General features: G+C 66.8%; 20 protein-coding genes. 7 read left to right on the top strand and 13 right to left on the bottom strand.

All coding sequences use genetic code 11. The annotated features are described in order from the left end of the window. Positions 1 to 186 precede the first annotated feature (186 nt). From DBV14_RS29735 to DBV14_RS29725, 3 genes are read right to left on the bottom strand one after another with little or no spacing between them, the layout of a single operon-like run. A complete protein-coding gene (locus DBV14_RS29735; protein ID WP_124464961.1) occupies positions 187 to 558 on the bottom strand; it encodes a hypothetical protein in 372 nt (123 codons plus the stop codon). Continuing rightward, positions 555 to 1,169, bottom strand: coding sequence for a cob(I)yrinic acid a,c-diamide adenosyltransferase (locus DBV14_RS29730; RefSeq protein WP_124464960.1), 615 nt, complete (start codon positions 1,167 to 1,169; stop codon positions 555 to 557). Before DBV14_RS29730 ends, DBV14_RS29735 begins: the two co-directional genes overlap by 4 nt. A gap of 55 nt (positions 1,170 to 1,224) precedes the next feature. Then, the gene (locus tag DBV14_RS29725; RefSeq protein ID WP_124464959.1) at positions 1,225 to 1,725 is read right to left on the bottom strand and encodes a DinB family protein; all 501 of its coding nucleotides are present in this window, start codon (positions 1,723 to 1,725) and stop codon (positions 1,225 to 1,227) included. A gap of 86 nt (positions 1,726 to 1,811) precedes the next feature. Here DBV14_RS29725 and DBV14_RS29720 point away from each other — a divergent pair, with 86 nt between their 5' ends. After that, positions 1,812 to 3,236, top strand: coding sequence for an FAD-binding oxidoreductase (locus DBV14_RS29720; protein WP_124464958.1), 1,425 nt, complete (start codon positions 1,812 to 1,814; stop codon positions 3,234 to 3,236). Positions 3,237 to 3,368: 132 nt separating this feature from the next. Here DBV14_RS29720 and DBV14_RS29715 read toward each other — a convergent pair whose 3' ends face one another. The 10 genes from DBV14_RS29715 to DBV14_RS29675 form a co-directional block, all read right to left on the bottom strand. After that, the gene (locus tag DBV14_RS29715) at positions 3,369 to 4,262 is read right to left on the bottom strand and encodes a CsgG/HfaB family protein (protein ID WP_124464957.1); all 894 of its coding nucleotides are present in this window, start codon (positions 4,260 to 4,262) and stop codon (positions 3,369 to 3,371) included. Between the two features lie 114 nt (positions 4,263 to 4,376). Further along, positions 4,377 to 5,339, bottom strand: coding sequence for a ParB/RepB/Spo0J family partition protein (locus DBV14_RS29710; RefSeq protein ID WP_124464956.1), 963 nt, complete (start codon positions 5,337 to 5,339; stop codon positions 4,377 to 4,379). Then, complete coding sequence (locus DBV14_RS29705; protein ID WP_124464955.1) at positions 5,339 to 5,884, bottom strand: alpha/beta hydrolase; 546 nt, start codon at positions 5,882 to 5,884, stop codon at positions 5,339 to 5,341. Before DBV14_RS29705 ends, DBV14_RS29710 begins: the two co-directional genes overlap by 1 nt. A 42-nt stretch (positions 5,885 to 5,926) precedes the next feature. Next, positions 5,927 to 6,856 carry a ParA family protein gene (locus tag DBV14_RS29700; RefSeq protein WP_124464954.1) on the bottom strand — a complete coding sequence of 310 codons (930 nt, stop codon included), beginning with the start codon at positions 6,854 to 6,856 and terminating at the stop codon, positions 5,927 to 5,929. Positions 6,857 to 6,955: 99 nt separating this feature from the next. Continuing rightward, on the bottom strand, positions 6,956 to 7,570 hold the full coding sequence (locus DBV14_RS29695) for a LysE family transporter (protein ID WP_124464952.1): 615 nt from the start codon (positions 7,568 to 7,570) through the stop codon (positions 6,956 to 6,958). 114 nt (positions 7,571 to 7,684) lie between these two features. After that, complete coding sequence (rsmG, locus tag DBV14_RS29690; protein ID WP_124464950.1) at positions 7,685 to 8,326, bottom strand: 16S rRNA (guanine(527)-N(7))-methyltransferase RsmG; 642 nt, start codon at positions 8,324 to 8,326, stop codon at positions 7,685 to 7,687. Further along, positions 8,323 to 10,311, bottom strand: coding sequence for a tRNA uridine-5-carboxymethylaminomethyl(34) synthesis enzyme MnmG (gene mnmG, locus DBV14_RS29685; RefSeq protein WP_124464948.1), 1,989 nt, complete (start codon positions 10,309 to 10,311; stop codon positions 8,323 to 8,325). Before mnmG ends, rsmG begins: the two co-directional genes overlap by 4 nt. A 175-nt stretch (positions 10,312 to 10,486) precedes the next feature. After that, the gene (locus tag DBV14_RS29680) at positions 10,487 to 11,374 is read right to left on the bottom strand and encodes a transglutaminase family protein (protein WP_124464946.1); all 888 of its coding nucleotides are present in this window, start codon (positions 11,372 to 11,374) and stop codon (positions 10,487 to 10,489) included. 17 nt (positions 11,375 to 11,391) lie between these two features. Continuing rightward, positions 11,392 to 11,529, bottom strand: a complete 138-nt coding sequence (locus tag DBV14_RS33535; RefSeq protein WP_185546170.1) for a hypothetical protein — start codon at positions 11,527 to 11,529, stop codon at positions 11,392 to 11,394. A gap of 8 nt (positions 11,530 to 11,537) precedes the next feature. After that, on the bottom strand, positions 11,538 to 11,723 hold the full coding sequence (locus tag DBV14_RS29675; RefSeq protein ID WP_013538518.1) for a DUF1328 family protein: 186 nt from the start codon (positions 11,721 to 11,723) through the stop codon (positions 11,538 to 11,540). Between the two features lie 176 nt (positions 11,724 to 11,899). Between DBV14_RS29675 and gstA the strand changes: the two genes are divergently transcribed. From gstA to DBV14_RS29645, 6 genes are all read left to right on the top strand, one after another. Next, on the top strand, positions 11,900 to 12,508 hold the full coding sequence (gstA, locus tag DBV14_RS29670; RefSeq protein WP_124464945.1) for a glutathione transferase GstA: 609 nt from the start codon (positions 11,900 to 11,902) through the stop codon (positions 12,506 to 12,508). A gap of 113 nt (positions 12,509 to 12,621) precedes the next feature. Next, on the top strand, positions 12,622 to 13,896 hold the full coding sequence (locus tag DBV14_RS29665) for a CaiB/BaiF CoA-transferase family protein (protein ID WP_124464944.1): 1,275 nt from the start codon (positions 12,622 to 12,624) through the stop codon (positions 13,894 to 13,896). After that, positions 13,896 to 14,753: an enoyl-CoA hydratase/isomerase family protein gene (locus DBV14_RS29660; protein WP_124464943.1), complete on the top strand. Its 858-nt coding sequence runs from the start codon at positions 13,896 to 13,898 to the stop codon at positions 14,751 to 14,753. The genes DBV14_RS29665 and DBV14_RS29660 overlap by 1 nt, the downstream gene beginning before the upstream one ends. A gap of 16 nt (positions 14,754 to 14,769) precedes the next feature. After that, positions 14,770 to 15,558 carry an enoyl-CoA hydratase-related protein gene (locus tag DBV14_RS29655; RefSeq protein WP_124464941.1) on the top strand — a complete coding sequence of 263 codons (789 nt, stop codon included), beginning with the start codon at positions 14,770 to 14,772 and terminating at the stop codon, positions 15,556 to 15,558. Further along, complete coding sequence (locus tag DBV14_RS29650; RefSeq protein ID WP_124464939.1) at positions 15,555 to 17,408, top strand: acyclic terpene utilization AtuA family protein; 1,854 nt, start codon at positions 15,555 to 15,557, stop codon at positions 17,406 to 17,408. Before DBV14_RS29655 ends, DBV14_RS29650 begins: the two co-directional genes overlap by 4 nt. Beyond that, positions 17,405 to 18,421 carry a tripartite tricarboxylate transporter substrate binding protein gene (locus tag DBV14_RS29645; RefSeq protein ID WP_124464937.1) on the top strand — a complete coding sequence of 339 codons (1,017 nt, stop codon included), beginning with the start codon at positions 17,405 to 17,407 and terminating at the stop codon, positions 18,419 to 18,421. The genes DBV14_RS29650 and DBV14_RS29645 overlap by 4 nt, the downstream gene beginning before the upstream one ends. Positions 18,422 to 18,496 lie beyond the last annotated feature (75 nt).

Here is an 18,496-nt window from a genome sequence, read left to right as displayed (position 1 = left end):
ATTCGCACATGGACGCGCTGCTGGTGCACCGCTGATCAACGACCGCTCTGATGTCGCTTGCGCCGGCGGTGTGCTCTGCGTAGCGAAATAAAGGAGGAGCGAAGCGGGGGACATTCGCGGAGCAGAGCACACCGTCGGCGTGAGCGTCGCCCTGAATGAGCAGCTGCGCAAAAACTCAGCGCCGCATCAAGGCGCGTTGCCCTGCGGCCCCACAGGCGGCGGCACGGCACGCCCGCTGGAGCCCGGCGCCAGCTTGCGTCCGAAAGACTCGCCCACGTTGCGCACCGGCCGGCTCGCCTTCTCCGACACGTTGCTGATGCCACGACGCGTCGCTGCATCGGCGCGGTTGACGCCACGGCCCGCCGCGTTGGTGCCGCGTTGAACACTGCCCACCACCTTGCCACTGCGCGACGGCGACTTGATCGTGTGGGCGCGCTGCGCCTGCGGCGGGTTGTCCGCGCTTTGTGCCTGTGCACTGGCCGGCAGCCAGAGCGCGGCTGCAACGATGGCCGCGACGGCCGTGAGCGATGCCGTGGTGCGGATGTGTGAAGTCGTCATGGCGTCTCCTTGGGAGTGGTGTCGTTGTTGTCCTCGGCTTCTGCTGCTGCCGCGGCAGCCCGCGCCATGCGCTCGCTCTTCCAGTAGACGTCGTCGCCGCCGTTCATCCGGTTGAGCACGCGCGCGAGCACGAACAGCAGGTCGCTGAGCCGGTTGAGGTACTGGCGCAACGCGTCGTTGAGTTCGGCCGTGGCACCGAGCGCGACCACCGCGCGCTCGGCCCGCCGGGCGACCGTGCGGCATACATGCGCCAGCGAGGCTGCGCGCGTGCCCGCCGGCAAGATGAATTCGGCCAGGCGCGGCAGCGCGGCGTTGTGGTCGGCCAGCGCGTTGTCCAGCTGCAGCAGCGCATCGGCCTTCAGCAGCGTGAAGCCCGGCATCGACAGCTCGCCACCGAGGTTGAACAGCTGGTGCTGCACGTCGACCAGCAGCTCGCGCACGGCCTCGGGCATGGGCTCGCACAGCAGCACGCCGATCTGCGAGTTGAGTTCGTCCACGTCGCCCATCGCATGCACGCGCAAATGGTCTTTCGGCACGCGCGTGTTGTCGCCGAGGCCGGTGGTGCCGTCGTCGCCGGTGCGGGTGGCGATCTGAGAAAGTCGGTTGCCCATGGCAGGCTCCTGTCTGTCTGTCTGTCTGTGTGTCCGTTTGCTTGCTGGCTTGCGTCTACCGTTCGACGGTCGAGGCGTCGATCTTGCCCGCCAGCCATTGCAGGCCTGCAAGATGTTGCTGGTCGTGGCTGCAGAGGTAGTGAATGAGGCTGCGCATCGTGAGCGGGCCGTAGCCCTCGAACACGGCCGTGCGCGCCAGTTGCGCATCGCTCAGGTTCGAAACTATTTCCATCGTCTGCACGCGCGCGAGGCGAAAGTCGGCCAGCACCTTGGCGGCGTCGGCCGCGCCGTAGTTGCGCGCGATGGCAAGCGGCTCGCTGTCGATCGAGGCCAGCGTGGGGTGGCTCTCCGCCAGCGTGCGGCGAAAGCGCACGTGGTAGCCCTCGACCTCGATGTCCCGCACATGGCAGAGCTGCTCGATGGCGGTGAAGGCTTCGCTGGGCACGCCTTCCCACGAAGGGGGCGCCCAATGCCGGAAAGCGGTGGGAATGGCCGCGTAGTGGGCCTCCAGTTGCGACGGGAAGGCCGCGAGTGCGCTGAGGGTCGTGGGGTTCATGTTTTTTTCCGAAGCGCATTATGGTGCTCGCTCCGTAAAATGACCGCGTACCCCCGCCCCCATTTCCCCTTCAGGAGACAGCCCCGATGAACGCCCCGACCCAAACCTCGCACCTGATGCCGGCGCTTCGTCTGCGCGACGTTCCCGCCAGCCTGATCGACGGGCTGAAGGCGCGCTTCGGCGCCAACTGTTCCACGGCGATGGCGGTGCGCACGCAGCACGGGCGCGACGAGTCTTCGTTCGATGCGCCGCCGCCCTCGGCCGTGGTGTTTGCCGAAAGCACGCAGGACGTGGCCGATGCGGTCAAGCTGGCCAGCGAGCACAGCGTGCCGGTCATTCCCTTCGGCGTGGGCTCCTCGCTCGAAGGCCACCTGCTGGCGGTGCAAGGCGGCATCAGCATCGACGTGTCGCGCATGAACAAGGTGCTGTCGATCAACGCCGACGACCTCACGGTGACGGTGCAACCGGGCGTTACGCGCAAGCAGCTCAACGAAGAGATCAAGAGCACGGGCCTGTTCTTCCCCATCGACCCGGGCGCCGATGCCTCCATCGGCGGCATGACGGCCACGCGTGCCAGCGGCACGAACGCAGTGCGCTACGGCACCATGCGCGAGAACGTGCTGGCGCTCGAAGTGGTTACCGCCGCGGGTGAAGTCATCCGCACCGGCACGCGCGCGAAAAAGTCGTCCGCCGGCTACGACCTCACGCGCCTCATGGTGGGCAGCGAAGGCACGCTGGGCGTGGTCACCGAAGTCACGCTGCGCATCTACCCGCTGCCCGAGGCGGTGTCGGCCGCGATCTGCTCGTTCCCGAGCATCGAGGCGGCCGTGCGCACCACCATCGAAACCATCCAGCTGGGCGTGCCGATCGCGCGCGTGGAACTGATCGACGTGAACACGGTGCGCATGGTCAACGCCTATGCCAAGCTGAACCTGCGCGAAGAGCCGATGCTGCTGATGGAATTCCACGGCTCGCCGGCCGGCGTGAAGGAACAGGCCGAGACGGTACAGGAGTTGGCCAGCGGCCACGGCGGCAATGCCTTCGAATGGGCCAGCACGCCGGAAGAACGCACGCGCCTGTGGACTGCGCGGCACAACAGCTACTTCGCGGCGGTGCAGTCGCGTCCGGGCTGCCGCGTGATCTCGACCGACACCTGCGTGCCGATCTCGCGCCTGGCCGATTGCCTGCTCGACTCGGTGGCCGAGGCCGATGCCAGCGGCATCCCCTACTTCCTGGTGGGCCACGTGGGCGACGGCAATTTCCACTTCGGCTACCTGCTCGATCCGAACATCCCCGAAGAACGCGTGAAGGCCGAGGAACTGAACCACGCACTGGTGAGCCGCGCGCTGGCGCTCGAAGGCACCTGCACCGGCGAGCACGGCGTGGGCCTGCACAAGATGGACTTCCTGGTGACCGAGGCGGGCGTGGGCGCGATCGACATGATGCGCACCATCAAGCGCGCGCTCGACCCGAAGAACATCATGAACCCCGGCAAGATCTTCGCGCTCTGACGATCCGTTCAAGGCACGCAGCAAGACAGGCGCACAGGCGCCCATGAAAAAGCCCGGCGACTCGCAAGAGCCCCGGGCTTTTTTGTCGATGGCCCGAAGGCCAGCCGTTTTCTTACTTACTTACTTGCTTGCTTACTTGCGGCGGCGTGCCGGTGCCGGCTCTGGCGGCACATAGGTCTGCGATGGCGCCGCGCCACCATCGACGCCCAGGCGGCCACCGCCACCGAGGCCCTGGCCGCGCACCGTCTGCGCCTTGTAGTTGCGCAGCGAACGGACCATCTGGTTGAAGGCGTCCATGAACGCAGCGGCAATCACCTTGCCCTGTGCCGTGTTGGTGTAGCCGCCGAGGCCACCGCCACCGCTGCGGCCGACCAGCCCGCCGAAGGCGCCGAAATCGGTCTTGGAGGCGCTGCCTTCGGAGGCCGCGACCTGCACGCCCGAGCGGTTGTCGACCAGGGTCAGCAACGCGCTGGCTTCCTTGGTCTGCATGCTGCCGCCAATGGCAGCCAGCGCACGGCCACGGCCGCCGCCGACCAGCCCGCCGAGCGCGCCACCGACACCGCCCGCATCGCTGTTGCTGAAGACGATCTCGGGCGACAGGCCGTAGTCGGACGCCACCATCTGGCCACGGCCGAAGTTGCTGCCGCCGCGCATTTCGCCCGACTGCTGCAGCGCGCGCTCGCGCGTCATGGCGTTCATGCCGGCCGCGCCGCGCTCGACCACGATGAAGCAGTTGGACTGCTGCACCAGTAAACGCAACAGATTTGCAGTAGGTGGCAGGCGGTATTCGCCGGTGAGGATGGTGTACCAGCCGGCATTGACGTTCTCGACCAGCGAGACCGTGCCGAGCGGCGATTCGCAGCGCTCGAGCTGGCTGCTTGCGTTGTCGGTGGCACCGCCGGCGGCGCTGCCCGTGGCCATGGTCTTGGCCGACGAGCTGCCCATCTGCATGTCGGTGGCGGCGCAACCGGTAAGGAGAAACGCGCCAACGGCAATCGCCGCAAGCGGGAACCTGGTGAACTGCATGGGTGGACTCCCTCTGTTGTCAGAGATTTCTGGATGAAAAACCAGCGGTGAAGGATACGCGCAAAGGATTGCAGTAATCAATCCAACGAATGCCCGACACCGAGCCCGCCCGCGCTATGCCGTTCGGCGGATGCGCTCGATCAGCCCGTTCAGCGCCTCGATGGAGCCGAAGTGAATGGCCAGCTCGCCGCTTTCGCCGCGCTTGGTTCGCTTCTTGATGCGCACCTCGACCTCGGCGGTAAGCAGGTCGGCCAGTTCTTCTTCCACGCGCTGCAGGTCGCGCGACTTGTCGCCGGCGTTGCCTCGGCGCGAGGGCGTCAGCGTGAACTCGGCGGCCAGCTTCTTCACCAGCGCCTCGGCCTCGCGCACCGACATCTTCTTGGCCGCAATCTGGTTGGCCGCCGTGATCTGCGTGCCGCGGTCGAGCGACAGCAGCGCGCGGGCATGGCCCATGTCGATGTCACCGGCCATCAGCATCAGCTGCGCGGGCTCGGCCAGGTTCAGCAGGCGCAGCAGGTTGCTGGCGGCGCTGCGCGAACGGCCCACTGCCTGTGCCGCCATTTCGTGAGTGAGCCCAAACTCTGTCACCAGGCGTTGCAGGCCTTGGGCTTCTTCGAGCGGGTTGAGGTCTTCGCGCTGGATGTTCTCGATGAGAGACATGGCCGCCGCGGCTTCGTTGGGCACGTCGCGCACCAGCACCGGCACGCTGTCCAGGCCCGCGATCTTGGCGGCGCGAAAGCGCCGCTCGCCCGCGATGATTTCGTACTCGGCGTTCTTGGCAGCCGCCGATTCGGCATCGAGCCGCCGCACCAGGATCGGCTGCATGATGCCCTGCACCTTGATGCTTTCGGCCAGCTCGTAGAGCGCGCCTTCGTCCATGCGCGTGCGCGGCTGGTACACGCCGGCGACCATCTGGTCGAGCATCAGCGTGTTCGGGTTCTGCGGCGCGCCACCCTCTTGCGAACCCGCGCTGCCATTGCCGCCGTTGTTGTTGCTGTTGTCGGCGGAAGGTGCGGCCGTCGGGCCGAGCAACGCTTCGAGGCCGCGGCCCAGGCCCTTGGGTTTCTTGGTCGCCATCAGTTTTTTTCTTTCGAGATTTCGTTCAGTAGTCGGCGGCCTTCGGGCCACTCGCCCAGGCCGGATTCGGCGTTCAGGTGGCCGCCCGCGCCGGCGTCGATGAAGCGTGCGCCCCAGTCGCCGGCCAGCTGGCGCGAGCGCGAAGCCTCGCAGTAGCGGTCGTCATTCGCGGCGATCAGCACCGCCGGAAACGGCAGCGGCCGGCGCACGATGGGCGCCCAGCCGGGAATCAGCTGCCGCAGGTCGTCGCGTTCCAGGTCGCCCGGCGCCACCAGCAGCGCGCCGCGCACCTTGTGGGTGTTGCGCGAGTGCGCCGCCCAGGCGGCAACGAGGATGCAGCCCAAGCTGTGCGCCGCAAAGACCACCGGGCCGGGCGAGGCCAGCACTTCTTCTTCGAGCCGCGCCGACCAGTCGCCGCGCAGCGGGCGCATCCACTCGTGCTGCTCGACGCGGTGGTCGCCATGGACAGCCTCCCAAAGGGTTTGCCAATGGCCGGGGCCGCTGTTCTGCCAACCGGGCAGCAGCAAGATGCGGGGAGCTGTCATTTGCTACGAACTTGATAGCAGCCTGCCGATACCGGGCAGGCGTCAGGCGTTGTTTTCACTGGTCGAATCGGCCACCGGCGCGGCGGCGGCAACGGCTGGTGCCAGCACGTCTTCAGGAATCGGCAGGTCCGGCGCCAGGCGCTCGACCGGCGCAATCGGCGGTGCGACCGCGCCCGAGGCAAAGGCACTGGCCGGCGGCATCTTTTCGATCAGCTCCTGCGCGAAGGTAATGAAGGCCTGGCTGCCGCGGGCCGCCGGGTCGAACACCACGCCCGGCAGGCCGTAACTCGGCGCCTCGGCCAGCCGCACATTGCGCGGGATGACCGTATCGAACACCTTGTCGCCGAAGTGGGACTTGAGCTGCTCGCTCACCTGCTGCTGCAGCGTGATGCGCGGATCGAACATCACGCGCAGCAGGCCGATGATCTGCAGGTTCTTGTTGAGATTGGCGTGCACCTGCTTGATGGTGTTGACCAGGTCGGTCAGCCCTTCGAGCGCGAAGTACTCGCACTGCATCGGCACGATCACGCCATGCGCGGCGCACAGGCCATTCAGCGTGAGCATGCTCAGCGACGGCGGGCAGTCGATCAGGATGAAGTCGTACTCGGCACCCACGGCGGCCAGTGCCGTGCGCAGGCGCTTTTCGCGGCGGTCGATGGCCACCATTTCGACTTCAGCGCCAGCCAGTTCGCGGTTGGCGCCCAGCACGTCGTAGCCGCAACCGCCCTCCACCAGCTTGTCGGCCTTGACCCGCGCTTCGGCCACCGAGGCCGATTCGAGCAGCACGTCGTACACCGTCAGCTCCAGCTGGCGCTTGTCGATGCCCGAACCCATGGTGGCATTGCCCTGGGGATCGAGGTCGATCATCAGCACGCGCTGGCCGACCTTGGCCAGGCCCGCGGCGAGATTGACGGTGGTGGTGGTCTTGCCGACGCCGCCCTTTTGGTTGGCGATGCAAAAAATCTTGGCCATGTCAGGTCTCCCGCCAGGCCGCCCCAAGGGAGACCTCTCCCCCTTGGGGGGCAGCGAATACACGAAGTGATGAAAGTGGGGGCATCAGTGACTGGAGGTTCAGCGAGTGATGGCGAGCTTGACGCCGAAAGCGATCAGGAAGGTGCCGGCCAGCTTCTCGAGCACGGTCGAAATGCGGGGATTGGCGCGAATGCGCTCGGCCAGGAAGTGCGTGAGCAGCGTCGAGGTCAGGCCATACAGGAAGGTCAGCGCGGCAATCGTTGCCGCCATCACGCCGAAAGTGACCACGCCCTGGTGGCGAGCCGGGTCGACGAACAGCGGGAAGAAGGCCATGTAGAACACGATCGCCTTGGGGTTCAGCAAGGTGATCATGAAAGTCTGGCGCATGAAATGGCTGGGCTTGATGTTGAGGATGGGTGCCGCGCCCGGCTTGGCCAGCAGCATCTTGAGGCCCAGCCATGCCAGGTACGCCGCGCCCAGCCACTGGACTGCCTTGAACGCCGCCGGGTAAGCGGCCATCACGGCCGACACGCCGGCCACCGCCGCCCACAACAGGCATTGGTCCCCAAGGATCACCCCGGTTGTCGCGGCCAGTCCACCCTTGATTCCGCCTTTGCTGGTCGAAGTGATCAGCGCCAGGTTGCCCGGACCGGGAATCAGGAGAAACAGAACAATGGCGGCGACGAATGCGCCGTAGTCAGCGATGCCGAACATGGGATTTGCCTCGAAAAAGAGAGCCAAGGGGAGGCATCGAGTCTAAGCGAGGCCGATGCCGCGAGGGATGCTCCGGCGCCCGCTTTTGCCGGCGCCGCCCCTTCTTTTACGATTTCAGACGGCTTCTTTTCGCGCCCAGACGATGCAGCGCTCGGCATCGAGGCCCGGAACCGTCAGTTGTTCCACGTGAAACACTGCAACGCCCTTGGGCAATACTGCGAGTTCGTCGCTTGGAACCTTGCCCTTCATGGCCAGCCAGACACCGCCCGGTGCGAGCAGATGGACCGAGCCGTTGAAGAAATTGGGCAGCGAAGCGAAGGCGCGGGAGCTGACGACTTCGTAGCTACCCGTCAGCGATTCGACCCGTGCGTGCAGCCCGCGAAGGTTCGGCAACTCCAGTTCGACCGCCACCTGCTGGACAAACGCGGCCTTCTTGGCGACCGCGTCCAGGCAACTCACATCGATGTCGGGCCGCATGATCGCGATGACTACACCGGGCAAACCGCCGCCCGAGCCCACGTCCAGCAGCTTGCCCTTCCCTGCCCACTCGCGCTGCAACGGCGCCACGGCCGCCAGGCTGTCGAGCAGATGATGCGTCATCACGCCGGCCGGGTCGCGCACGGCCGTCAGGTTGTAGACCTTGTTCCACTTGAGCATCAGCGTGCCGTAGGCCAGCAGCTGTTCGCCCTGGCGCTCGGACAGGGCCACGCCCAAGGCGGCTGCGCCCGCGCGCAGCGTGTCGATCGGCGCCGTCATTGCGCGGGCTGCGGCTCGGCGGCTGCTTCCGTGGCGATGACTTCAGATGAGTTGGCAGAAGGATCGGCGTCTCGAGCGAAGGCCTTGTGCCCGCCCTTTCGCAGATGAATCATCAACAGCGAGATGGCGGCAGGCGTCACGCCCGAGATGCGCGAGGCCAGGCCCAGCGTTTCGGGACGGTGCTTGTCCAGCTTCTGCCGTACTTCAAAGCTCAATGCCTTGACCTGTCCGTAGTCGAAGTCGGCCGGCAAGCGCAGATTTTCGAAGTGCGCGGCGCGCTCTACTTCGTCGTGCTGGCGCTCGATGTAGCCGGAGTACTTGGCCGAGATCTCGATCTGCTCGATCTCGGTTGCGGTCAGCGCCACCGGCGCACCGTACTTGCCGCCGTCCAGCGACATCAGGGTTTCGTAGTTCACATCAGGTCGGCGCAGCAGGTCGGCCAGGTTGTATTCGTGTTCGATGGCCTTGCCCAGCACCCGCTCCGACTCGGCGGCCGGCAGGTTGCGAGGGTTCACCCAGATCGATTGAAGGCGTTGTGTTTCACGTGAAACAGCATCGCGCTTCCGGCTGAAAGCGTCCCAGCGTGCGTCGTCCACCAGGCCCAACTTGCGCCCTGCTTCGGTCAGGCGCATGTCGGCGTTGTCTTCGCGCAGCTGCAAGCGAAACTCGGCGCGGCTGGTGAACATGCGGTACGGCTCGGTCACGCCCTTGGTGATGAGGTCGTCGACAAGCACGCCCAGGTAGGCTTCGTCGCGGCGCGGCAGCCAGGCATCTTCGCCACGGCATTGCAGCGCGGCATTGATGCCGGCGAACAGGCCTTGGGCCGCCGCCTCTTCGTAGCCAGTGGTGCCGTTGATCTGCCCGGCAAAGAACAGGCCCTTGACCGAGCGGGTCTCGAAGCTGCTCTTGAGCTCGCGCGGATCGAAGTAGTCGTACTCGATGGCGTAGCCCGGACGCAGGATGTGGGCGTTTTCCAGCCCGGCCATCGAGCGCACCAGCTGAAGCTGGATGTCGAACGGCAGGCTGGTCGAGATGCCGTTGGGGTAGTACTCGTTGGTCGTCAGGCCTTCGGGCTCCAGGAAGATCTGGTGGCTTTCCTTGTCGGCAAAGCGGTTGATCTTGTCTTCGACACTCGGGCAGTAGCGCGGACCCACGCCGTCGATCTTTCCGGTGAACATCGGGCTGCGGTCGAAACCCGAGCGAATGATGTCGTGCGTGCGTGCGTTGGTGTGCGTGACCCAGCACGGCATCTGCGCCGGATGCATGTCGGTGCGGCCCATGAAGCTGAACACGGGCATCGGCCCTGCCCCACCCGGCATGCCGTCGCCCGGCTGCTCGGTGCACTTCGAAAAGTCGATGCTGCGTCCATCGAGCCGCGGCGGCGTGCCGGTCTTGAGCCGGCCTTGCGGCAGCTTCAGTTCCTTCAGTCGCGCCGACAGGCTGATGGCCGGCGGATCGCCCGCGCGCCCGGCCTGGTAGTTGTCCAGGCCGACATGGATGCGGCCGTCGAGAAAAGTGCCCGCGGTCAGCACCACCGTGCGCGCGCGGAAAGCAATGCCCACCTGCGTGATGGCGCCGACCACGCGATCGCCCTCCACCATCAGGTCGTCGACGGCTTGCTGGAACAGGCTCAGGTTGGGCTGGTTTTCCAGCCGGCGGCGAATGGCCGCCTTGTACAGAACACGGTCGGCCTGTGCACGGGTCGCGCGCACGGCCGGGCCCTTGCTCGAATTGAGAATGCGAAACTGGATGCCGGCCTCGTCGGTGGCAATGGCCATTGCGCCGCCCAGCGCATCGACCTCTTTCACCAGGTGGCCCTTGCCGATGCCGCCGATCGACGGGTTGCAGCTCATCTGCCCCAGCGTCTCGATGTTGTGGGAGAGCAGCAGCGTCTTGGCGCCCATGCGCGCGGCGGCAAGCGCGGCTTCGGTGCCGGCATGGCCACCGCCGACGACGATCACGTCGAATTCTTCGGGGTACAGCATTTGAAATGGGGGCGCACAACTGACGCGTGCGCGGCGCAAAAGGGGGCACCAATTTTAATCGTCGATGCCGCCCAGCGCTGCTTGTGTGGACAAGCTAGAGGGCCCTGCCAAATCGGGGCCTGATGCCTGTCCGCACTGGATAGTTTGCTATGTATTTAATAGCAAACAACCCGCATCAGCCCGTGACCTCGGCCACTTGCGTCACCGGCACCGGCTTTTCGATGCCCACCAATGCGCCCGTGGGCGGGGGCGGCTTGGAGGGCACAAGGCTTTCGTCCTGCAGTTCGCGCACCACCAGTTTCTTGTCGGTCATGCGCACGTTGCCGAAGATCGTGCAGAAGGCCACGTCCTTTGCGTCGCGCCCGGTGCCCACGCGCACCAGCCGGTCGACCGGCGCCATGCGCGTGGGATCGAACAGCACCCACTGCCCGCCGAGCCAGGCTTCGAACACCGCATGAAAGTCTTGCGGCGGCTCGTCGAACCACACATAGCCCACCACCAGCCGCGCCGGAATGTTCAGCGCGCGACAGAAGGTGATGCCCAGGTGCGCGAAGTCGCGGCACACGCCGGCGCGTTCCACGAACACTTCGCGCGCGGTGGTGGTCGAGTCGCTGCTGCCGGGCTCGTAGGCGATGCTTTCGTAAATCCAGTCGACGATGGCCTGCACCCGGCCGATGCCCGGCGGCAGCTCACCGAAAAGCTGCTGTGCGCAACGCGACATCAGGTCCGACTCGCAATAGCGCGTCGGCATCATGTAGTGCAGCACCTCGTCGGGCACTTCGCTGACGGGCACCTCGCGCAGGTCGGGCGGCACCTCGACATGCGCGCGCTGCACGCTGGCCTTGTAGCTGATCTTCAGCGGCCCCGGCTGCGCATCGAAGCGAATGAATCGGTTGCCGCTCGACTCGTCGCAGAACACCTGCATCTCGGTCGGCGGCTCGATGCTCAGCACCTCGCTGACCACCGCCTGCGCACCGGAACGCGCGGCCTCGATGTTCAACAGCATGTGGGCCGGCGCGACCACCTCGTAGTCGAGCTGCGCGTCGATGTGTGAAAGGTGCATGGCGAAGAGTCTTTCAGTCAGGCCTGTCGTCGGCGGGAGCGGGGTTCGGGCAACTGCCAGTGGTTCTGCGTGACGAGCAGCACCCGCAGCACGCGGTGCGCGGGGCTTTGCAGCAGCAGTCGGAGCGACCGCGCCTGCGGCCACCTCGGTTTCACGCGCAGCATCAGTCCAGGGCCTTTTTCACCGCGCCCACGCCCAGCGCCGCAAGCACGACGAACAGCACGGCAAGCACCAGGAACAGGCCGAACAGCAGCTTCGCAATGCCTGCCGCACCGGCGGCCACGCCACCGAAACCCAGCAGGCCGGCCACCAGCGAAATCACCGCAAAAATGATCGCGTACTTCAACATTCAGAACTCCTTCGGCGAGCCTCGCCCACCGTGCGGGCAGCTTAGAAAAGGCGCGGCGCCGGGCCGATAGTCGCCACGCGCATGCGGCCGTAGGACAAAAACGCGATGCCCCCAAACCCGATAGCATCCCCTTCGGTTCCAAAAATCCAACCTCGATATCCATTGGAGTTTTTCAAATGAAGCTGTACTACTCGCCCGGCGCCTGCTCGCTCTCGCCCCACATCGCGCTGCACGAAGCCGGCCTTGCCGTCGAACCCGTGCTGGCCAGCACCAAGAGCCACAAGCTGCAAGACGGCACCGACTACTACGGCATCAACCCGCTGGGCTACGTGCCCATGCTCGAGCTGGACGACGGCACGCGCCTGCGCGAAGGCCCGGCCATCCTGCAGTACATCGCCGACCTGGCACCCACCAAGAACCTGGCACCCGCCGCCGGCACGCTGCAGCGCTACCGCCTGCAGGAGTGGCTGACCTTCATCGGCACCGAAGTGCACAAGGGCTTCAGCCCGCTGTTCAACCCGGCCATGCCCGAAGAAGCCAAGACCATCTTCAAGGACAAGCTGGCCTCGCGTTTCAAGTGGCTCGACAACGAACTGGCCGACAAGCAGTACCTGATGGGCGAACACTTCAGCGTGGCCGACGGCTATCTGTTCACCGTGACCAACTGGACCAAGCCCACCGGCGTGGACATTTCCAGCTACCCCAACCTGCTGGCCTGGCACGCACGCGTGGGCGCCCGCCCCGCCGTGCAGGACGCCATGAAGGCAGAAGGCCTGCTGAAGTAAGCAGAAGCGCTCCGATCTGGGGAAAACCCGGGTCGATTCAGCCAAAAGCCGCCTTGCGCGGCTTTTCTTTTGCCTCATAAACTCTATAAATAGAACTTTAGAGATTGAGGCCGATGTCTTCTTCCAGCCCCGCGCGCCCATCCGACGGCCACGCCAGCGAACCCGACGGACCCGATGAACCCGGCTCGCGCGGTCCGCTCACCGGCGTCCGCGTCATCGACATCACGACCATCTTCATGGGCCCCTCGGCCACGCAGATGCTCGGCGACCTGGGCGCCGACGTCGTCAAGGTCGAGTCATCCGAAGGCGACGTGGTGCGTGGCATCGGCGCACAGGGCCACCAGAAGATGGGCCCGCTGTTCCTGGGCATGAACCGCAACAAACGCAGCATCGCGCTCGACCTGAAATCGCCCGGCGGCCTGGCCGCGCTGCTCGACCTGGTGCGCGACGCCGACGTGCTGACCTACAACGTGCGCCCGCAAGCCATGGAGCGCCTCGGCCTGGGCTACGAGACGCTCGCCGCCATCAACCCGCGCCTGCTCTACGTCGGCATGTTCGGCTTCTCGCAGCGCGGGCGCCACGCCGCCAGCGCGGCCTTCGACGACCTTATCCAGGCCGCCTGCGCCCTGCCGCAGGCCATGGCCATGGGCAACCCCGACGGCACGCCGCGCTACATGCCCATCACCATCGCCGACCGCTCCGTGGGCCTGTATGCCTTCGGCGTGATCAGCGCCGCGCTGTACGGCCGCGAGCGCACCGGGCGCGGCCAGCGCATCGACGTGCCGATGTTCGAAACCATGGTGCCGCAGGTGCTGGGCGACCACCTCTACAACCAGACCTTCGTGCCGCCGCAGGGCGACTTCGGCTACCCGCGCCTGCTCTCGCCCGAACGCCGGCCCTACCAGACGCTCGACGGCCACGTGTGCTGCCTGATCTACACCGACCTGCAGTGGCGCGCCTTTCTTGCGGCCATCGGCCAGCCGGCGCTGTTCGACACCGACCCGCGCTTTGCCGACATCCGCGTGCGCACGCGGCACATCGACGCGCTCTACGCGATGGTCGGCGAGGCACTGGCCACGCGCACCACCGCCGAGTGCCAGGCACTGCTGGGCGGCACCGACATCCCGGTCTTTCCGATGCACACCTTCGACACGCTGCTGGACGACGCCCACCTGCGGGACATCGGCTTCTTCAGCGAAATGGACCACCCCGACGTCGGGCGCATCCGCCAGATGGCCGTGCCCAGCGAATGGTCCGGCACGCCACCGGGCCTGGCCACGCCACCGCCGCGCGTGGGCCAGCACAGCCGCGAAGTGCTGCGCGAGGCCGGCTACGACGACGCGCGCATCGACTCCCTCATTCACAACGGCGCCGTGCGCGCATCCTGATGACCACTTCCTCTTCTTCTCCTTCCTTCATCGCCTGCGACATCGACGGCCACGTCGCCACCATCGCGCTCGACCGGCCCGAACGCCGCAACGCCTTCGACCTCGAAATGCGCGCGCAGATGTTCGATGCGATCCGCGGCGCGATCGACAACCCGCAAGTGCGCGCCATCGTCCTCACAGGACGCGGCGGCCACTTCTGCGCGGGCGGCGACGTCAAGGGCATGCGCGAGATCGAACGCCTCGAAGCCGCTGCAGGCCGCCTTCGCATGAAGGATGCGCAGGCTGGCATGCGCCTTCTGATGCAGAGCGACAAGCCCGTCATCGCGGCCGTCGAGGGCTGCGCCTATGGTGGCGGCTTCGGCCTTGCGCTGGCGGCCGACATCGTGCTTGCCGCACCCAGCGCGCGCTTCTGCATGTCGTTCATGAAAGTCGGCCTGGTGCCCGACTGCGGCTCGCTCTTCACGCTCGCACGCAGCGTGGGCTTGAACCGCGCCAAGGCCCTCATGCTCTCCGCACGCGAACTCGATGCAAAGACCGCAATGGACTGGGGCATCGTCCATGAAGTCATCGCCGCCGATGCGCTTCTGCCGCACGCACAGGCCATTGCCGCTGCGTTGGCCAACGGCCCCGCCACCGCCATCGCGCTCGCCAAGCAAGGGCTGCAACGCACGCACGACAGCGACATGGACGCGATGTTCGAGTTCGAAGCCATGGCGCAAGGCCTCGCGTTCTCGACCGACGACCACCGCCAGGCCGTCGACGACTTCACGCAGCGCCGGCCCGCGCGCTTCCAGTGGCCCGCCACGCCTTCCTCCACTTCGTCTCCTTCTCCTTCCTCTCCTTCTTCTTCCTCCTGAACCAAGGACCCGACGCATGACCGACACCGCTCCCCCCACCACCGGCGAACTGCGCGAGGAAATGCGCGGGTCCGTGATGTGGCTCACCATCGACCGCGAAGAGCGGCGCAACGCCATCAACGCCGCCGTGCTCGCGGGCCTGTCCGATGCACTGGCGCGCGCCAACCGCAGCACCGACGTGCGTGCCATCGTCATCACCGGCGCCGGCACGCGGGCCTTCTGCGCGGGCGCCGACCTGCAGAGCGGCACCGCCTTCAAGTTCGACTACTCGCAGCCCTACCAGGGCTTCGCCAACCTGTTCCGGCAGGCGAAGCAATCGAACGTGCCGCTGATCGCGCGCGTCAACGGCGCCTGCATGGCCGGCGGCATGGGCATCATGGGCATGTGCGACATGGCCGTGGCCAGCAGCCAGGCCGTGTTCGGCCTGCCCGAGGTCAAGGTCGGCCTCTTTCCCGCGCAGGTGCTCAGCGTGCTCGGTGGCCTGCTGCCGCGCCGCGTGCTGTCCGAGATGTGCATCACCGGCGAGCCGATCACCGCGGCACAGGCGCTCGAACACGACCTCGTCAACCGCGTGAGCGACGACGTCGACGAAGGCATCGACTGGCTGCTGGGCCGCATGCTCGACAAGTCGCCCGCCGCCATTCGCCGTGGGCTCTACACCATGAAGAAGATCGAGGCCATGGCGTTCGAGGAATCGATGGCCTTCACCGAAAGCCAGATCGCCCTCTTCGCCCTGACCGAAGACGCCGCGGAAGGGCAACTCGCCTTCCGCGAAAAGCGCAAGCCGCAATGGAGTGGCCGATGAACAGCAGCAACACCAGCAACACGAACCACGGCAACAAGGGCCGCGTGGTCCGCATCGGCGGCGCCTCGGGCTTCTGGGGCGACAGCAGCGTCGGCGCGCCGCAGCTCGTGGCCAGCGGGCAGATCGACTACCTGGTGTTCGACTACCTGGCCGAGCTCACCATGTCGATCCTCGCGGGCGCGCGGCTCAAGAAGCCCGAGCTGGGCTACGCCACCGACTTTGTTTCGGTCGCCATGAAGGCCGTGCTCAAGGACGTGGTGGCGCAGGGCATCCGCGTCGTGAGCAATGCAGGCGGCGTCAACCCGCAAGGCTGCGCCGACGCATTGGCCGCGCTCGCCGCCGAACAAGGCATCGCATTGAAGATCGCCGTGGTGAGCGGCGACGACGTGTCGCCGCTGCTGCCCGAACTGCGCCAGTCGCAACCGCCGGTGCGCGAACTGCAGAGCGGCGCGGCACTGCCCGAGCGCGTGCTCACCGCCAACGCGTACCTCGGCGCACGGCCCGTGCAGGCGGCGCTCGATGCCGGCGCACAGGTCGTCATTACGGGTCGCTGCGTCGACTCGGCCGTCACGCTCGGCGTGCTGATGCACGAGTTCGGCTGGCAGCCCGGCGACCATGACCTGCTGGCCGCCGGCAGCCTTGCGGGCCACATCATCGAATGCGGCTGCCAGGCCACGGGCGGCCTGCATACCGACTGGGACACCGTGCCCGACTGGCCCAACATCGGCTACCCCATCGTCGAGTGCAGCGCCGACGGCGGCTTCATCGTCACCAAGCCCACGGGCACCGGCGGCAAGCTCACGCCCGCGGTGGTGGGCGAACAGCTGCTCTACGAAATCGGCGACCCCGCGTCCTACCTGCTGCCCGACGTGGTGGCCGACTTCACGCAGGTGCGCATCGAACAGGCCGGCCAGCATCGCGTGGCCGTGCGCGGCGCACGCGGCCGCGCACCGACCGCGAGCTACAAGGTCTGCGCAACCTACGTCGATGGCTTCAAGACCTCGGCGCAGCTCACCATCGTCGGCTTCGATGCCGTGGCCAAGGCCAGGCGAACCGGCGAGGCGATCCTTGCGCGCACCGGCACGCTGTTCGCGCAGTACGGCTTCGGCCCCTACAGCGGCACGCAACTCGAAGTGCTCGGCGCGGAGTCTTGCTACGGACCGCACGCCCAAGCCACGCAAACGCGCGAAGCCATCCTGCGGCTCGCCGTGACGCACCCGCGCAAGGACGCACTGGAGCTGTTCGCACGCGAGGTCGCGCCGGCCGGTACGTCGTGGGCGCCGGGCACCACGGGCTCGGGCGGCGGACGCGCGTCGGTGTCGCCATCGATACGGCAGTACGCGTTCCTGCTCGACAAGGCGAAGGTGCAGGCGCGCGTCACCGTCGATGGCGTGCCGGTCGATGTGCCGCAGGCGCAGGGCGCATCGGGCAACGATGCGGCTCACACGACAGCGGCGCCAGCCACGACAACACATGCGGCGACCGCAGCAACGCCCGCCACCGCCGACAGCATCGAAGTGCCACTCATCCGCCTCGCCTGGGCACGCAGCGGCGACAAGGGCGACACCTCGAACATCGGCATCATCGCGCGCCACCCCGCCCTGCTGCCGCTCCTGCGCGAACAACTCACCGAGGCCCGCGTCGCCGAATGGCTCGCGCATCTGGTGAAGGGCCGCGTCACGCGCTACGACGTGCCCGGCATCGACGCGTTCAACTTCGTCTGCGAACAGGCCCTCGGCGGCGGCGGCATGGCGTCGCTGCGCAACGACCCGCTGGGCAAGGGCATGGGACAGATCCTGCTCGCCGTGCCGGTGCGCGTGAGCACGGCGCTGCTGGCCCTGCTGCCATGAACGGCGCAACGCGCATTCAACGGCGCAGGCTCTTGCTGGGCGGCTGCGCAGCGGCAACAGCGACAGCAGCAGCAACGCTGGGCGCGCCGCTGCACGCTTTCGCGCAGCCCGCGCCGTGGCCCATCAAGCCCATCCGCCTCATTGTTTCCTTCAGCACCGGCAGCGGCAACGACACCATCGCGCGCGAACTCGCCATCGCCATGACGCAGAGCCTCGGCCAGAGCGTGGTGGTTGAAAACCGGGGCGGCGGTGGCGGCGTGATCGGCACGGAGGCCGTGGCCAAGGCCGCGCCCGACGGCTACACCATCGGCCTGGGCACGAGTTCGCAGCTGGTGATGAACGTGGGCCTGTACCGCTCGTTGCCTTTCGACGTGGAGAAAGACCTTCACGCCATCGGCCTGGTCTCGCGCACGCCGCTGGTTTTGGTGGCCAGCGCCGACATGCCGGGCACGCTGAAGGAGCTGATCGCGCTCGCAAAGGCCAGGCCGGGCCAGGTCAGCTACGGCTCGGGCGGCCCGGGCTCGATCAGCCACATCGTCGGCGAAGCCTTCGCCAAGGCAGCGGGGGTGCAACTGCTCCACGTGCCCTACAAGGGCAACGGCGCGGCGCTGATCGACCTGTCGGGTGGCCACGTGAAGCTGTTGTTCGACGGCCTGATTTCAACCGCGCCGTTGGCCAAACAAGGCAAGCTGAAAATGCTCGCGATCTCGGGCGACAAGCGCAGCCCGATGGCACCGACGTTGCCGACCTTCGCGGAGCAGGGCCTGCGCGACTACGAGGCCTACACGTGGAACGACCTGATGGCGCCTGCCGGTACGCCGCCGGAGGTGCTCGCCAAGCTCAATACGGCGTTGAACCAGGCACTCGCGTTGCCGGCTGTACAAACCCGGCTCGCGCAGGGAGCGTCGGATCCTCTGGGGCCTACTACGCCTGCGCAGGCCGAAGCTTATGGCCGGGCTGAACGTGCGCGGTGGGTACCATTCATACGGTCGTTGCGCATTGACAATCCTTAGGATGAGGCCTTGCTGTTTTGTTCGTCGCGTTTGTTCTGTGGGTGCGTGAAGAGCGCTGTTCAGGGCGCCGCCCAC

This window comes from Variovorax sp. KBW07 (assembly GCF_003852515.1).
In the GTDB taxonomy this organism is placed as follows: domain Bacteria; phylum Pseudomonadota; class Gammaproteobacteria; order Burkholderiales; family Burkholderiaceae_C; genus Variovorax.
This window is presented reverse-complemented; position numbering and strand designations above follow the sequence as displayed.

What these genes read in the sequence shown, in the direction of transcription:
- DBV14_RS29665 (WP_124464944.1), top strand. Translation starts at nt 12,622, where the DNA reads ATGTCTTCTTCCAGCCCCGCGCGCCCATCCGACGGCCACGCCAGCGAA.
- DBV14_RS29730 (WP_124464960.1), bottom strand. Translation starts at nt 1,169, where the DNA reads ATGGGCAACCGACTTTCTCAGATCGCCACCCGCACCGGCGACGACGGC.
- DBV14_RS29700 (WP_124464954.1), bottom strand. Translation starts at nt 6,856, where the DNA reads ATGGCCAAGATTTTTTGCATCGCCAACCAAAAGGGCGGCGTCGGCAAG.
- DBV14_RS29675 (WP_013538518.1), bottom strand. Translation starts at nt 11,723, where the DNA reads ATGTTGAAGTACGCGATCATTTTTGCGGTGATTTCGCTGGTGGCCGGC.
- rsmG (WP_124464950.1), bottom strand. Translation starts at nt 8,326, where the DNA reads ATGACGGCGCCGATCGACACGCTGCGCGCGGGCGCAGCCGCCTTGGGC.
- DBV14_RS29680 (WP_124464946.1), bottom strand. Translation starts at nt 11,374, where the DNA reads ATGCACCTTTCACACATCGACGCGCAGCTCGACTACGAGGTGGTCGCG.
- DBV14_RS29720 (WP_124464958.1), top strand. Translation starts at nt 1,812, where the DNA reads ATGAACGCCCCGACCCAAACCTCGCACCTGATGCCGGCGCTTCGTCTG.
- DBV14_RS29715 (WP_124464957.1), bottom strand. Translation starts at nt 4,262, where the DNA reads ATGCAGTTCACCAGGTTCCCGCTTGCGGCGATTGCCGTTGGCGCGTTT.
- DBV14_RS29660 (WP_124464943.1), top strand. Translation starts at nt 13,896, where the DNA reads ATGACCACTTCCTCTTCTTCTCCTTCCTTCATCGCCTGCGACATCGAC.
- DBV14_RS29705 (WP_124464955.1), bottom strand. Translation starts at nt 5,884, where the DNA reads ATGACAGCTCCCCGCATCTTGCTGCTGCCCGGTTGGCAGAACAGCGGC.
- DBV14_RS29645 (WP_124464937.1), top strand. Translation starts at nt 17,405, where the DNA reads ATGAACGGCGCAACGCGCATTCAACGGCGCAGGCTCTTGCTGGGCGGC.
- mnmG (WP_124464948.1), bottom strand. Translation starts at nt 10,311, where the DNA reads ATGCTGTACCCCGAAGAATTCGACGTGATCGTCGTCGGCGGTGGCCAT.
- DBV14_RS29735 (WP_124464961.1), bottom strand. Translation starts at nt 558, where the DNA reads ATGACGACTTCACACATCCGCACCACGGCATCGCTCACGGCCGTCGCG.
- DBV14_RS29655 (WP_124464941.1), top strand. Translation starts at nt 14,770, where the DNA reads ATGACCGACACCGCTCCCCCCACCACCGGCGAACTGCGCGAGGAAATG.
- gstA (WP_124464945.1), top strand. Translation starts at nt 11,900, where the DNA reads ATGAAGCTGTACTACTCGCCCGGCGCCTGCTCGCTCTCGCCCCACATC.
- DBV14_RS29650 (WP_124464939.1), top strand. Translation starts at nt 15,555, where the DNA reads ATGAACAGCAGCAACACCAGCAACACGAACCACGGCAACAAGGGCCGC.
- DBV14_RS29695 (WP_124464952.1), bottom strand. Translation starts at nt 7,570, where the DNA reads ATGTTCGGCATCGCTGACTACGGCGCATTCGTCGCCGCCATTGTTCTG.
- DBV14_RS29710 (WP_124464956.1), bottom strand. Translation starts at nt 5,339, where the DNA reads ATGGCGACCAAGAAACCCAAGGGCCTGGGCCGCGGCCTCGAAGCGTTG.
- DBV14_RS29725 (WP_124464959.1), bottom strand. Translation starts at nt 1,725, where the DNA reads ATGAACCCCACGACCCTCAGCGCACTCGCGGCCTTCCCGTCGCAACTG.